Below are 13,371 nucleotides of genomic sequence, written 5' to 3'. Positions count from 1 at the left end.
GTCTAGCGGAGGCGGAGAATCCCATGCGCAAGACGCCCTTCACCATCTCCATCGACGACGACCGGCTGGACGACCTGCACTGCCGACTGCGCCACACCCGCTGGCCCGACTCCCTGCCGGACATGGACTGGGCCGACGGAACCGACCTCACCTTCCTCCAACGCCTGACGGAGTACTGGCGGACCGACTTCGACTGGCGGGCGCAGGAGGCCCGGCTGAACGCGTTTCCGCAGTTCGTCGCGGAACTGGACGGGGTCGGCATCCACTTGATCCACCAACGCGGAAAGGGTCCCGACCCCCACCCGCTGGTGCTCACGCACGGCTGGCCCGGCACCGGGTTCGACATGGCAGGGCTCATCCCCCTGCTCACCGATCCCGGCGGCCACGGCGGAGACCCGGCCGACGCCTTCGACGTCGTCGTGCCCTCGCTGCCGGGCTACGGGTTCTCGGAGCGGCCGACCCGGCCGGGGTCCGGCCCCGAGCGCGTGTCGGGGATGTGGACGCGGCTGATGACGGGGCTCGGCTACCCGCGCTTCGGCACCCAGTCCTCCGACTGGGGCGCCGCCGTTTCCATGTGGCTCGCCTCCCGCTTCCCCGAACGGGTGTCCGGGCTGCACGTGACGTTCGTCCCCGGCTTCTACCGGCCCCCGCTGGGCGAGGGGCAACCGCCCCTGTCGGCGGAGGAGAGGGCGTTCCACGAGAGGGCCGCGGCATGGTTCGAGGCGGAGGGCGGCTACCACCGCCTCCAGTCGACGAAGCCGCAGACCCCCGCGTACGCGCTGACCGACTCGCCGGCGGGTCTGGCGGCGTGGATCGTCGAGAAGACGCGCGGCTGGAGCGACTGCGACGGCGACGTGGAGCGCGCCTTCACCATGGACGCCCTCCTCACCAACATCTCGATCTACTGGTTCACCGGCACCATCGGCTCCTCCATGCGGTTCTACCGCGAGAACGCCCTGCGCCCGAACCACTTCGGGCCCGGGGCCCGCGTCCGGCCTCCCATGGGGGTGGCGTCGTTCCCCAAGGACGTGATGCCGCCGCGCAGTTGGGTCGAGCGGGTCTTCGACGTGACGCGGTGGGCGACCATGCCGCGGGGCGGGCACCTCGGTGTCATGGAGGCGCCGGAACCTCTCGCCGAGGAGATCCGCGCATTCTTCCGCCCGCTGCGGGGGCGGCGGACGTCCTGACCGGTGGGAGGCCGGTGGTGGACTGCCGAGGGGATCGGCCCGGGCCGTTTGAGGGAGGGGGCGGGGTGGATAAGTAGCCTGCGTGGGGCGGGAGTTGCTCAACGTGGTCGGGGGGTTACGGGTTGAGGCCGTTGATCGCCGTGGTGGGGAGCGCGGATCCGGTGCGGGTGTACGAGCCGCCGCTGGTGTCCGGGGACCGGGTCGAGGGGGCGTGCGGGGAGATCGGCGCGGCGCTCGCCGAGGCCGGGTGCGATCTCGTCGTCTACTCCAGCGAGGCGCAGTTCGTGGAGGACTGGGTCATCACCGGCTACCTCGCCCACGGCGAACCCGCGCCCGGGTCCATCCACGTCCGGCCGCCGTACGGGAACGTCGACACGGACTTCCCGCTTCTCGACGAGCGGCCCGAACTGTACGACGTACGGCACGAGTCGGGGGAGGAGTGGGAGAGCGGCTACTACCGTTCGCTCGCCGAGGTGCACGGTGTCGTGCTGATCGGCGGCGGCCGCTCGACGCTGATCACCGGCATGGTCTGCCTCGCCTTCGGCATCCCCGTCTACGCGGCGGCGTGCTTCGGCGGGGCCGGCCGCAGGGTGTGGGACGTGATGAACAGGGTCGAGCGGCACCCCACGCCGGACGAGGTGTCGGCGATGGGCGCGGAGTGGGGGCGGGACACGGCGGCCCGGCTGGTGCGGATACTGGCCGCGCAGCGGGAGCGCAAGGACGAGCGGCGCCGCCAGGACGCCCGCGCCGTCCGCCGCGCGGCCTGGCGCAGCGCGTTCGGCATCACGGTGGGGCTGCTCCTGCTCTGCCTCGGCCTTGGCATGATCCCGCTGACCTACGCGCTGGACGCGAGCGCCGCCGTCAACCTCACCGGGCTGATCGTCGGCGCGCTGGCCACCGGCACCTCCGGTGCCATCACCCGCAACGCCTTCGACCGCGGGGAGCACTGGGCGCGCACGGCGGCGCTCGGCATGTCGGCGGGCGCCGTCGCGTTCCTGCTCTTCGTCTCGGCCCAACTGGCCGCCTCCCCCGACATCCTGACCGGCGAGGGCGCCCGCCGCCTCCTCTTCTTCGTCCTGACGGTCGGCTTCGTCTCCGGCTTCACCTTCGACGCGGTCTACGGCCGCCTGAAACAGACGGAACCGCCCCTGCCCCCGCCGCCGGGTCCGCCGACCGGAGCGTGACGGCGCCGTCAGCCCGCCTCGGCGCACTCGTCGACGACGGCGCAGAGCCGGCGTACGAGGCTCAGATAGGTGGCGGGGTGCGTGGTGCCGCGCTGTCGCATGTGGGGCGCGTCGTGGTGCCACTGCTCCCACAGGCCGCCCGGGCGCAGGAACCGGGCGGCCCGGTCGCTGCCCAGGTTGAGGTCGACGAAGAGGAGAGCGCCCATGACCACGGTCTGGTCGTAGCCGAGATCGGGGCGGCGGAGGTACCGGTCGAGGTAGTCGGCCAGCAGATCGGCGTCGCGGGGCGTGCCGAAGCCGGCCAGTGCCACGCAGTAGGCCAGACCGGCGCAGGGGACTTCACTGGCCAGCAGCAGTTCCCCCAGGCGTTCCCGGAACCCGGTCCGCCGGGAGACGGCCACGAGCCACGCCGCGGTCCTCCGCTCCCGCCATCCACCCTCCAGGAGGGTGCCGATCTCGCCGTCGGTGACGACCCCCGCGTCCTCACCGAGCTCCCGTACGAACCGGCCGTACGCGGCCTCCTCCATGCGCAGCAGACCCCCACCGAGCTTCATGTACCGCCGCCCGGGCATGACGTAACGACGGGCCAGGACCAGCAGTTCGGCATCCTCGCGGACGTTGCGCATCACAGCGCTCATCCTGCCCCGCCGACGCGCCGCGAGGCCATCCCCGCAAGGGACCGTGCACGCGGCGGTCTCCCGTACGTCATCCGGCCGTCCTACCGTGATCCGCATGCGTCTGAAAAGCGTGTTTGCCGCTGCCTCCGTCTGTCTCGCGACCGCCGCCTGTCTCACGGCCGCCGGGCCCGCCGTCGCCCATTCCTCGTACGGGAACGCCTGTTCGTCCGCCGTCTCGCTCGCCGGGTTCTCCGACGTGCTCGACAAGACGTCGTACGACGGCACCTACGTCGGGAACCTCTCCGCCCTCGCGCGGGACCGGGACGGGGCGCTCGTCGCGCTCTCCGACCGGTCCTCCCTCTTCCGGCTGGACGCGAAGACCCTGCGGCCCAAGGGCGTCGTCGCGCTCGCCGACGAGAGCGGGGGCGCGCTCGACTCCGAGGGCGTCGTCGTCGACCGGGACGGCACCCGGCTCGTCACCTCCGAGACCGAGCCGTCCGTCCGGCGGTACTCCCGGGACGGGCGCCTGCTCGGGCGGCTGCCCGTGCCGGCCTCCCTCCAGGTCGCCCCGGCCGGGCGGGCCACCGCCAACGGCACCTTCGAGGGGCTCACCCTGCTGCCCGACGGCCGTACCCTCGTCGCCTCCATGGAGTACGCGCTCAGCGGTGACAGCGCCGGGATCGTCCGCCTGCAGACCTGGCGGCGGCACGGTACGCAATGGCGGCTCGGCGCCCAGTACGCCTACCGCGCCGACGACGGGCTCGGCGTCCCGGAGATCACCGCCACCCCCGACGGCCGCCTCCTCGTCCTGGAGCGCGGCTTCACCTCCGGCGTCGGCAACACCATCCGCCTCCACCTCGCCGATCTCCGGCACGCGACCGACACCAGCGGCATCGAGAACCTCACCGGACACAAGTCCGTACGGCTCGCCAAGAAGACCCCGCTCGCCGACCTCGTCGACTGCCCCACCCTCGGCGCCACCGCCAAGCAGCCCCAGCCCAACCCCCTCCTCGACAACATCGAGGGCATGGCCGTCACCGGCCACGACCACCACACCGGCCGCCTGAACGTCCTCCTCGTCAGCGACGACAACCAGAACACCGCGCAGACCACCCGCTTCTACCGGCTCACGGTGCGGCTGCCGCGGCAGGGAGGGGCCTGATCACTCGCGGGCGGGTCCGTGTACCGGCGACAGGCGAAAGGCATCGGTGTGGCGGAGTTCGGTTGTCCGGAGTATTAGTTCATGCTAATTTTCTGGTGTGGCCGAACCCTATGAGCTGCGCTTCTTTGAAGACGTGCTGGACTGGATCAAGACACTCGCAAAAGAAGACCCGGACAGCCATCTCCACGTGATAGCCGCTCTGGAACGGCTCCAGGAAGTGGGGCCGGCGCTCCGCCGCCCGACGGTCGGCGCGATCGAGAGGAGCCGTTACCGGAACATGCGGGAGTTGCGTCCACGCAATGGCGGGACGGTGAGTATCCGGATGCTCTTCGTCTTCGACCCCGAGCGGCGGGCCATCTTTCTCGTGGCGGGTAACAAGGCAGCGGGGCGGCAGTGGGCAGCCTGGTATCCCAAGGCGGTCAAGGAAGCCGACGACAAGTACACGGCCTACCTCAAGGCGCTGGAGCAGGAGAAGAAGGAAGGGCAGGGCAGATGAAACTCGGTACCATGGCCGACCTGACGGCCGACATCACCCCGGAGAAGCGCGAGCGCATCGACGTCCTCAAGGCGGAGATGGTCGACGCCGAGCGGGGGCACGAACTGGCCGCTCTCCGCAAGGCTCAGGGTTTCACTCAGACGCAGGTCGCCAAGGTCATGGGCGTCACTCAGGGGCGGATCAGCCAGATCGAGCGGGGTCTCGCCCGTCTGGACACCTCGACGATGGCCGCGTACCTGCACGCGATCGGCGGCGAGCTGACCATAACCGCCACCGTGGGGAACCTCTCCGTAAAGCTGTGAAGCTGTGAAGCCGTGACCTAGGACCTCCGCCCCACCCCCCTCCGCCATTGGCCCCGGGATTGTTGCGGCGGGATGAAATGCCACGTCACCGATGTTGGTGTCTTCCGGACGAGCAGGGCCGGACGGGCCGGCAGGAGCGACGGAGGGCGGCCGCGTGGCAGCGCAGCAGGGGCAGCAGCAGGGAGGGGCGGGGCGCGGCTGGGCCCGGCGGCTCGGCGGGTATGCGTGGCGGTACCCGAAGGACGTCGTCCTCGCGCTCGGGTCCTCCCTCGCCGGCATGGGGCTGCTCGCCCTCGTCCCGCTGATCACCAAGGTGATCATCGACGACGTGATCGGCGACCACAGCCGCTCCATGGGCCCCTGGGCGGGCGCCCTGGTCGGCGCCGCCGTCCTCGTCTACGGACTCACCTACGTCCGCCGCTACTACGGCGGCCGGCTCGCCCTCGACGTGCAGCACGACCTGCGCACCGGGATGTACGACACGATCACCCGGCTCGACGGCCGCCGCCAGGACGAGCTGTCCACCGGGCAGGTCGTCGGCCGCGCCACCAGCGACCTCCAGCTCATCCAGGGGCTGCTCTTCATGCTCCCGATGACCATCGGGAACGTCCTGCTCTTCGTCATCTCCCTGGTGATCATGGCGTGGCTGTCCCTGCCGCTCACCCTCGTCGCGCTCGCCGTCGCCCCCGCCGTCTGGTTCATCGCCAAGCGCAGCCGCTCCCGGCTGCACCCCGCCACCTGGTACGCGCAGGCGCAGGCCGCCGCCGTCGCCGGGGTGGTGGACGGCGCCGTCAGCGGCGTCCGCGTGGTGAAGGGGTTCGGGCAGGAGGACCAGGAGACCGGCAAGCTGCGGGAGGTCGGCCGGCGGCTGTTCGCGGGGCGGCTGCGCACCATCCGCATGAACGCCCGGTACACCCCCGCCCTCCAGGCCGTGCCCGCGCTCGGTCAGGTCGCGATGCTCGCGCTCGGCGGCTGGCTGGCCGTGCGCGGACACATCACGCTCGGCACCTTCGTCGCCTTCTCCGCCTACCTCGCCCAGCTCGTCGGCCCCGTCCGCATGCTCGCCGTCGTCCTCACCGTCGGCCAGCAGGCCCGGGCCGGCGCCGAACGCGTCCTGGAGCTGATCGACACCGAGCCGTCGATCCGGGAAGGCACCAAGGAACTTCCCGCCGACGCCCCCGCCACCGTCGAGTTCGACGACGTCTCCTTCGGCTACGAGGACGGCCGCCCCGTCCTCCAGGGCCTCAGCTTCGAGATCCGCCCCGGCGAGACCCTCGCCGTCGTCGGCTCCTCCGGCTCCGGCAAGTCCACCGTCTCCCTCCTCCTGCCGCGCTTCTACGACGTCACCCACGGCGCCGTCCTCGTCGGCGGCCACGACGTGCGCGAACTGACCTTCGAGTCGCTGCGCGCCGCCATCGGCCTGGTCCCCGAGGACTCGTTCCTCTTCTCCGACACCGTCCGCGCCAACATCGCCTACGGCCGCCCCGACGCCACCCAGGAGCAGATCGAGACCGCCGCCCGCGCCGCCCAGGCCGACCGCTTCATCGCCGAGCTGCCCGGCGGCTACGACACCAAGGTCGGCGAGCACGGACTGACCCTCTCCGGCGGCCAGCGCCAGCGCGTCGCCCTGGCCCGCGCGATCCTCGCCGACCCCCGCCTGCTCGTCCTGGACGACGCCACCTCCGCCGTCGACGCCCGCGTCGAACACGAGATCCACGAGGCGCTCAGGGAGGTCATGCGCGGCCGCACCACGCTGCTCGTCGCGCACCGCCGCTCCACCCTGGGCCTCGCCGACCGCATCGCCGTCCTCGACGACGGCCGCCTCGCCGACCTCGGCACCCACGAGGAACTCCAGGCCCGCAGCCCCCTCTACCGCAGGCTGCTCACCGACCCCGACGAACTCGGCGGCGTCTCCCCGGGCCACACCCCGCCCACCGCGCCCCAGGACGAGGACACCTCCGTCAGGGCCGAACTGGACGCCGAGTTCGACGCCGAGCGCGGCCTCACCCCCCGGCTGTGGACCGGCGACCGCGAGCCCAAGGACACCGCGCTGTCCGGCATGCCCGCCACCCCCGAACTCCTCGCCCAGGTCGACGCGCTGCCCCCGGCCACGGACACCCCGCACGTCGACGAGGCGGCCGCCGTACGGCCCGAGGAGTCCTACGGGCTGCGCCGCCTGCTGCGCGGCTTCGGCAAGCCGCTGCTGATCAGCCTCGCGCTGGTCGCCGTCGACGCCGGGATGGGCCTGCTGCTGCCCATCCTGATCCGGCACGGCATCGACCAGGGCGTCAACAAGCTCGCCCTCGGCGCCGTCTGGGCCGCCGCCACGCTCGCGCTGCTCGCCGTCGCCGCACAGTGGTCGGCGCAGGTCGCCGAGACCCGGATGACCGGCCGCACCGGCGAACGCGTCCTCTACGCACTGCGCCTGAAGATCTTCGCCCAGCTCCAGCGGCTCGGCCTCGACTACTACGAGCGCGAACTGACCGGCCGCATCATGACGAGGATGACGACGGACGTCGACGCCCTCTCCTCCTTCCTCCAGACCGGCCTGGTCACGGCGTTCGTCTCGGTCGTCACCTTCCTCGGCATCATGGTCGCCCTGCTCGTCCTCGACCTCCAGCTCGCCCTGGTCGTCTTCGCGACCCTGCCGCCGCTGATCATCGGCACGGTCTTCTTCCGCCGGGCCAGCGTGAAGGCGTACGAACTGGCGCGCGAGCGCATCTCGGCCGTCAACGCCGACCTCCAGGAGTCGGTGTCCGGGCTGCGGATCGTGCAGGCGTTCGGCCGCGAGCGCGACGGCCGCGCGCACTTCGCCGCCGGCAGCCTCAGCTACCGCCAGGCCCGCATCCGCGGCCAGTGGCTGATCTCCATCTACTTCCCCTTCGTCCAGCTGCTGTCCTCCGTGGCCGCCGCGGCCGTCCTGATCGTCGGCGCCCACCGGATCGGCGCGGGCACCCTCACCACCGGCGCGCTGGTGGCGTACCTGCTCTACATCGACCTCTTCTTCGCCCCCGTGCAGCAGCTCTCCCAGGTCTTCGACGGCTATCAGCAGGCCACGGTCTCGCTCGGCCGCATCCAGGAACTGCTCCGCGAGCCGACCTCCACGAAGAGCGCCGGGACCCCGGCCGAGGTGGGGCGGCTGCGCGGCGAGATCGTCTTCAAGGACGTCCACTTCTCCTACGGCGACGAGGAGGAGGCCCTCGCCGGCATCTCCCTCACCATCCCCGCCGGCCAGACCGTCGCCTTCGTCGGCGAGACCGGCGCGGGCAAGTCGACGCTGGTCAAGCTGGTCGCCCGGTTCTACGACCCGACCCGCGGCCGGGTCCTGGCCGACGGCACCGACGTACGCGAGCTGGACCTCACCGCCTACCGGCACCGGCTCGGCGTCGTCCCGCAGGAGGCGTACCTCTTCCCCGGCACGATCCGGGACGCCATCGCCTACGGCCGCCCCGACGCCACCGACGCGGAGGTGGAGGCGGCGGCACGGGCGGTCGGCGCGCACGAGATGATCGCGACGCTGGAGGGCGGCTATCTGCACACGGTCGCCGAACGCGGCCGCAACCTGTCCGCGGGACAGCGCCAGCTGATCGCGCTGGCGCGCGCGGAGCTGGTCGACCCCGACGTCCTCCTCCTCGACGAGGCCACCGCCGCGCTCGACCTGGCCACGGAGGCCCAGGTCAACCAGGCCACCGACCGCCTCGCCGGCCGCCGCACCACCCTGGTCGTGGCCCACCGCCTCACCACGGCGGCCCGCGCGGACAGGGTCGTGGTCATGGACCAGGGCCGAGTGGTGGAAGACGGCACCCACGACTCCCTACTGGCAGCGAACGGCCGCTACGCCCAACTCTGGCGCACGTTCGTGGGCGAACCGGTGGGGGCGCCCCGTTAGGGGCCGCCCGTAAGGGGCGCGGGGAACTGCGCGACCAGCCCCCACCGGCGGGTCAGCCGACAACGCACCCCGGGGTCCAAGGGGCGGAGCCCCCCATGCGCAACCACCCACCCACCCCACGCGTCCGTACACCCGTACGAACCCACCCCGCCCCACCCCTCGAAAGGACACCCCCGTGACCCGCGGCGCAATACGCCGAACCGCCGCACTCGCCATGGCCGCCGCGACCACAACCGGCCTCCTCGCCCTGGCGACCCCCGCAACCGCCGCCGCCCCCCTCTGCCCCGGCCACAGAATCCGCACCCTCCCCTTCCACACCGGCTCGGTACAGATCTTCCGCAGCGGCAACTACCTCTGCGCCCTGACCTACCCGAAGAAGAAGCGCGGCAAGAAGACGATGTCGGTGAGCATCCAGGCCCGCGGCAGCCGCCCGGTCGTCGACAAGGGCCGCTTCACGTACCACGCGGGCCCGCTCTCCGTACACGTCGGCCACCGCTGCGTATGGATCAGAGGCAGGGTGGACTCGTCCTCGGTCAGCTCGGGCTGGATCCTCTGCTGACCCCGTCGGCGCCGGGCCCATCCTTACCGATTGCAGAGCCTGGTCCGTGACGGGCTCGTCGCGCGGCGCGTGGAGCCGACCGTGCCGCCGGCCGTGCACTACCGGCTCACGGGGCTCGGGTTGTCGGTCGTGGACAGCATCTTCTGCGAGATGCCCGGGATCCGGCGCCGCAGCACCGCGAAGCGCAGCTCGCCCGGAGCCGCCCGGTCGCCGACGACCTCACCGGCCACGTCATCGAGGGCTGCGGCCACATCGTCCCGCTGCACCGCCCGCACGCCCTGCTCACCGTGCTGCGCCCGTTCCTGGCCGGGCCGGAGGACGAGATGCCTGTCGAACGACCCCTGGCGGAGCGTAAGTTGCTCCGCTAGGTTCCGGCGGACATCTGCACTCCCAGGAGGATGCATGCGCAAGGCGCTCAGATGGCTGCTGGCGCTCACCGTGCTGATCGGCACGCTGGGCACGGCGGGCACGGCCACCGCCGCCCAACCGGCCGCCGGCAGCACCAGTGACCGGGCCGGGACCACCGGCCGGGCGGACAGCACCGACATCAAGGACCGGCTGCTCGCCATTCCCGGCATGAGCCTGATCGAGGAGAAGCCGTACACCGGTTACCGCTTCTTCGTGCTCAACTACACCCAGCCGGTCGACCACCGGCACCCGTCCAGGGGCACGTTCCAGCAGCGGATCACCGTGCTGCACAAGGACGTCTCCCGCCCGACGGTCTTCTACACCGGCGGCTACAACGTCTCCACCACCCCCAGCCGCCGCGAGCCGACCCAGATCGTGGACGGCAACCAGGTCTCCATGGAGTACCGCTACTTCACCCCGTCGCGGCCCGCACCCGCGGACTGGTCCAAGCTGGACATCTGGCAGGCGGCCGGCGACCAGCACCGCATCTTCAAGGCGCTGAAGCGGATCTACACCGAGCGGTGGATATCCACGGGCGGTTCGAAGGGCGGCATGACCGCCACGTACTACGAGCGGTTCTACCCGCGCGACATGGACGGCGTCGTCGCGTACGTCGCCCCCAACGACGTCGTCAACGACGAGGACTCCGCGTACGACCGCTTCTTCACCTCCGTCGGCACCGCCGACTGCCGCGCACGGCTGGAGGGCGTGCAGCGCGAGGCGCTGGTGCGGCGCACCGCGCTGGAGAAGAAGTACGCGGACTACGCCGCCGACAACGGCTACACCTTCACCACGATCGGCAGCCTCGACCGCGCGTACGAGGCGGTCGTCCTCGACTACGTCTGGGGCTTCTGGCAGTACAGCCTGGTCTCGGACTGCGCCACGATCCCGGCCGACGCGAAGTCCGCGACCGACGAGGCGATCTGGACCTCCGTCGACACGATCTCCGGCTTCTCCGCCTACACCGACCAGGGCCTGGAGCAGTACACGCCGTACTACTACCAGGCGGGCACGCAGCTCGGGGCGCCCACGATCCACTTCCCGTACATCGAGAAGAGCCTGATCCGGTACGGCTACCAGCCGCCGCGGAACTTCGTCCCGCGCTCGATCCCGATGCGGTTCGAGCGGGGTGCGATGCGGGACGTGGACGGGTGGGTCCGCCACCACGCACGGCACATGCTCTTCGTGTACGGGCAGAACGACCCGTGGGGCGCGGAGCGGTTCCGGGTCGGCGCGGGGGCGAAGGACTCGTACGTGTTCACGGCGCCGGGGATGAACCACGGCGCGAACGTGGCCGGGCTGCCGGCCGCGCAGAAGGAGCTGGCGACGGCGCGGATCCTGAGCTGGGCGGGGGTCGCTCCGGCGGGAGTGAAGAGCGGCGAGGTGCCGGCGAAGCCGTTGGCGTCGTTCGACGCGAGGCTGGATCGACGGGGGGTGGAGCGGGGGCTTCGGCCGTAGGCCGTCGCCCCCCTTCCCCGGGGGCGCCCCCTCAGTACCCCAGGCCGTATCCGATCGGGTACAGCACCTTCTCCGGGTCGTCCGCCCGTTGGACCGCCACCGGTAGGTGGCCCCTCGGGCGGACGTGGCCCGTCAGGACGCGGGCCGCCGCGCGGAGTTCGACGTCCGTCCAGGCGTACGTGGCCAGGACGGCGTCGGCCTTTGGGAGGTGGGCGACGTCGTACGGGTTGCGGACGGCGACGGCGACCACCGGCACCCCGGTGGCGGCGAGTTGCCGTACCAGCGACGCCTGGGCGCTGTCCGCCGTCACGTTGTACGTCGTGACGACGACCGCGTCCATGCCGTCGGCCGCCGCCACGGCCTTGGCGATCGTCGCGGCGGAGGGCGCCGTACCCGTGGACAACGCGGCCGCGGAGAAGCCGAGTTCGGCCAGGGCGCCGGCGAGGACGGCGGTGGGCGGACCGTCGGTGCCGGACGGCGAGGCCGGGTCCGCGCCGACGACCAGCACCCGGCGGTGGGTGCGGCGGGACAGCGGGAGCAGGCGGTGCTCGTTGACCAGGAGCGTGGTCGTCCGCTCCGCGATGCGGTCGGCGGTGTGCAGATGGGACTCCGTCCCCACCGCCCGGTCCACGCCCCGCCGGGTGACGTACGGCTCGGCGAGCAGGCCCAGCTTCGCCTTGAGCCGGAGGATCCGCAGGATCGATTCCTCGAGCCGTTCCTCGGTCAGCTCACCCTCGTGCACGGCGTCGAGGACGGCGTGGAAGGCGACGTCGAGGGAGGGCGGGTTGAGGAGCTGGTCGACGCCGGCCCTGAGCGCGAGGACGGGGACGCGGTCGTCGCCGTACTTGGTCCGTACGCCCTCCATGCCGAGGGAGTCGGTCACCACCACGCCGTCGTAGCCGAGCTCTCCGCGCAGGATGCCGGTGAGGATGGGGCGGGAGAGGGTGGCGGGGTCGCCGGAGTCGTCGAGCGCCGGGACCATCAGATGGGCGGTCATGATGGCGTCGATGCCGGCCCGGATCGCCGCGCGGAACGGCACGGCGTCCAGCGCCTCCCACCGCTCACGGCTGTGGGTGATGACGGGGAAGCCGGTGTGGCTGTCGACGGCGGTGTCGCCGTGCCCCGGGAAGTGCTTGGCGGTGGCCGCGACCCCGGCCTGCTGGTACCCCTTCACCTCGGCGGCGACCATCCCGGCCACCGCGTCCGGATCGGCGCCGAAGGACCGTACGCCGATGACCGGGTTGGCGGGGTTGACGTTCACGTCGGCGACGGGGGAGTAGTCCTGGCGGATGCCGAGCGCGTGCAGCTCGGTGCCGGAGATCCGGCCGAGCGTACGGGCGTCGGCGCGGGAGCCGCCGGCGCCGAGGGCCATGGCGCCGGGGAAGAGGGTGGCGGGCTTGCCCACGCGGGCGACGATGCCGTGCTCCTGGTCGGTGCCGATGAGCACCGGCAGGCCGTTCGGCCGGGCGAGGGACGCCTTCTGGATGCCGTTGGAGAGGGCGGCGATCTGGTGCGGGTCGCGGGTGTTGTGCGCCCAGGTGAAGTAGATGACGCCGCCGACGTGGTACTTCTCCACCAGTTCGGCGGCGGTGCGGACGCCCAGTTCCTCGAGGTTGGCGTCGATGTCGGCCTGGTCGGGTGCGGTGGCCGAGTGGCCGTAGACCCGCGAGACGAACAGCTGGCCGACCTTCTCCTCCAGGCTCATCCGGGCGATCAGGGCCCGCAGCCGGTCGTCGTGCGGAACGTCGGCGTGGGCCCGCCCACTGCCGAGCGCCCCGAGCCCGAGCGTGGCGGTCAGCCCCGCGGTGGCGGCGAGCACGGTCCGCCGCGCGGGAGCCTCGCCGGGCTCACCACCCTCACCCTCGATGTCACGCACACGCGCCCCTTCCGACGAACCGACGAACATCACTGAAGGAAACTTCCGTGCAGCCACGAATAACCGGAAACTAACTTCCAGTCAAGAGACCTCGCAGAGCAGAGGGGAGGGCCGCGCCCCGCCAGGGCCGCGCCCCGCAAGGGGCGCGGCCGCAAGGGGCGCGGGGCTGTGTTCATTCGCGGCTCCGCCGCGGGGCGCGAGCAACCCAATCAAGCCCCCACCCGCAAACGCAC

Annotated in this window: 10 protein-coding genes and 2 pseudogenes; 9 read left to right on the top strand and 3 right to left on the bottom strand. The window is 71.9% G+C overall.

Annotated elements, in window-relative coordinates; all coding sequences use genetic code 11:
* Positions 1–23 precede the first annotated feature (23 nt).
* Complete coding sequence (locus OIE12_RS11625) at positions 24–1,187, top strand: epoxide hydrolase family protein (RefSeq protein ID WP_329134450.1); 1,164 nt, start codon at positions 24–26, stop codon at positions 1,185–1,187.
* Between the two features lie 122 nt (positions 1,188–1,309).
* Entirely contained in the window at positions 1,310–2,371 is a 1,062-nt protein-coding gene (locus OIE12_RS11620) for a hypothetical protein (protein WP_329134447.1), read from the top strand.
* A gap of 8 nt (positions 2,372–2,379) precedes the next feature.
* Here the strand turns inward: OIE12_RS11620 and OIE12_RS11615 are convergent, their stop codons facing one another.
* Positions 2,380–2,997 (bottom strand): DUF6000 family protein, encoded by a 618-nt coding sequence (locus OIE12_RS11615; RefSeq protein ID WP_443054036.1) that lies wholly within the window; start codon positions 2,995–2,997, stop codon positions 2,380–2,382.
* Positions 2,998–3,103: 106 nt separating this feature from the next.
* On the opposite strand from OIE12_RS11615, the gene OIE12_RS11610 reads away from it, so the two are divergent.
* The 6 genes and pseudogenes from OIE12_RS11610 to OIE12_RS33480 form a co-directional block, all read left to right on the top strand.
* Positions 3,104–4,150, top strand: coding sequence for an esterase-like activity of phytase family protein (locus OIE12_RS11610; RefSeq protein WP_329134443.1), 1,047 nt, complete (start codon positions 3,104–3,106; stop codon positions 4,148–4,150).
* Positions 4,151–4,247: 97 nt separating this feature from the next.
* On the top strand, positions 4,248–4,646 hold the full coding sequence (locus OIE12_RS11605) for a type II toxin-antitoxin system RelE/ParE family toxin (protein WP_329134441.1): 399 nt from the start codon (positions 4,248–4,250) through the stop codon (positions 4,644–4,646).
* Positions 4,643–4,948 carry a helix-turn-helix domain-containing protein gene (locus OIE12_RS11600; RefSeq protein ID WP_329134439.1) on the top strand — a complete coding sequence of 102 codons (306 nt, stop codon included), beginning with the start codon at positions 4,643–4,645 and terminating at the stop codon, positions 4,946–4,948. The genes OIE12_RS11605 and OIE12_RS11600 overlap by 4 nt, the downstream gene beginning before the upstream one ends.
* A gap of 154 nt (positions 4,949–5,102) precedes the next feature.
* On the top strand, positions 5,103–8,837 hold the full coding sequence (locus tag OIE12_RS11595) for an ABC transporter ATP-binding protein (protein WP_329134437.1): 3,735 nt from the start codon (positions 5,103–5,105) through the stop codon (positions 8,835–8,837).
* A gap of 175 nt (positions 8,838–9,012) precedes the next feature.
* Positions 9,013–9,396 (top strand): hypothetical protein, encoded by a 384-nt coding sequence (locus OIE12_RS11590; protein ID WP_329134435.1) that lies wholly within the window; start codon positions 9,013–9,015, stop codon positions 9,394–9,396.
* Positions 9,397–9,426: 30 nt separating this feature from the next.
* Positions 9,427–9,525, top strand: a pseudogene (locus OIE12_RS33480) (winged helix-turn-helix transcriptional regulator); the annotation flags it as partial.
* On the opposite strand, the pseudogene OIE12_RS11585 reads toward OIE12_RS33480, so the two are convergent.
* Positions 9,522–9,647 (bottom strand): annotated as a pseudogene (locus OIE12_RS11585) (winged helix-turn-helix transcriptional regulator); the annotation flags it as partial. The pseudogenes OIE12_RS33480 and OIE12_RS11585 overlap by 4 nt on opposite strands.
* Positions 9,648–9,798: 151 nt before the next feature.
* Between OIE12_RS11585 and OIE12_RS11580 the strand changes: the two are divergent.
* The gene (locus tag OIE12_RS11580) at positions 9,799–11,262 is read left to right on the top strand and encodes a S28 family serine protease (protein WP_329134433.1); all 1,464 of its coding nucleotides are present in this window, start codon (positions 9,799–9,801) and stop codon (positions 11,260–11,262) included.
* 31 nt (positions 11,263–11,293) lie between these two features.
* On the opposite strand, the gene OIE12_RS11575 is transcribed toward OIE12_RS11580, so the two are convergent.
* Positions 11,294–13,138 (bottom strand): glycoside hydrolase family 3 protein, encoded by a 1,845-nt coding sequence (locus tag OIE12_RS11575; RefSeq protein ID WP_329134431.1) that lies wholly within the window; start codon positions 13,136–13,138, stop codon positions 11,294–11,296.
* Between the last annotated feature and the right edge of the window lie 233 nt (positions 13,139–13,371).

This window comes from Streptomyces sp. NBC_00670 (assembly GCF_036226765.1).
Classification (GTDB): Bacteria; Actinomycetota; Actinomycetes; order Streptomycetales; family Streptomycetaceae; genus Streptomyces.
This window is presented reverse-complemented; position numbering and strand designations above follow the sequence as displayed.

Bases quoted from the DNA above. Each gene is read 5' to 3' on its own strand.
- OIE12_RS11625 (WP_329134450.1), top strand. From the start codon at position 24: ATGCGCAAGACGCCCTTCACCATCTCCATCGACGACGACCGGCTGGAC.
- OIE12_RS11615 (WP_443054036.1), bottom strand. From the start codon at position 2,997: ATGCGCAACGTCCGCGAGGATGCCGAACTGCTGGTCCTGGCCCGTCGT.
- OIE12_RS11610 (WP_329134443.1), top strand. From the start codon at position 3,104: ATGCGTCTGAAAAGCGTGTTTGCCGCTGCCTCCGTCTGTCTCGCGACC.
- OIE12_RS11600 (WP_329134439.1), top strand. From the start codon at position 4,643: ATGAAACTCGGTACCATGGCCGACCTGACGGCCGACATCACCCCGGAG.
- OIE12_RS11580 (WP_329134433.1), top strand. From the start codon at position 9,799: ATGCGCAAGGCGCTCAGATGGCTGCTGGCGCTCACCGTGCTGATCGGC.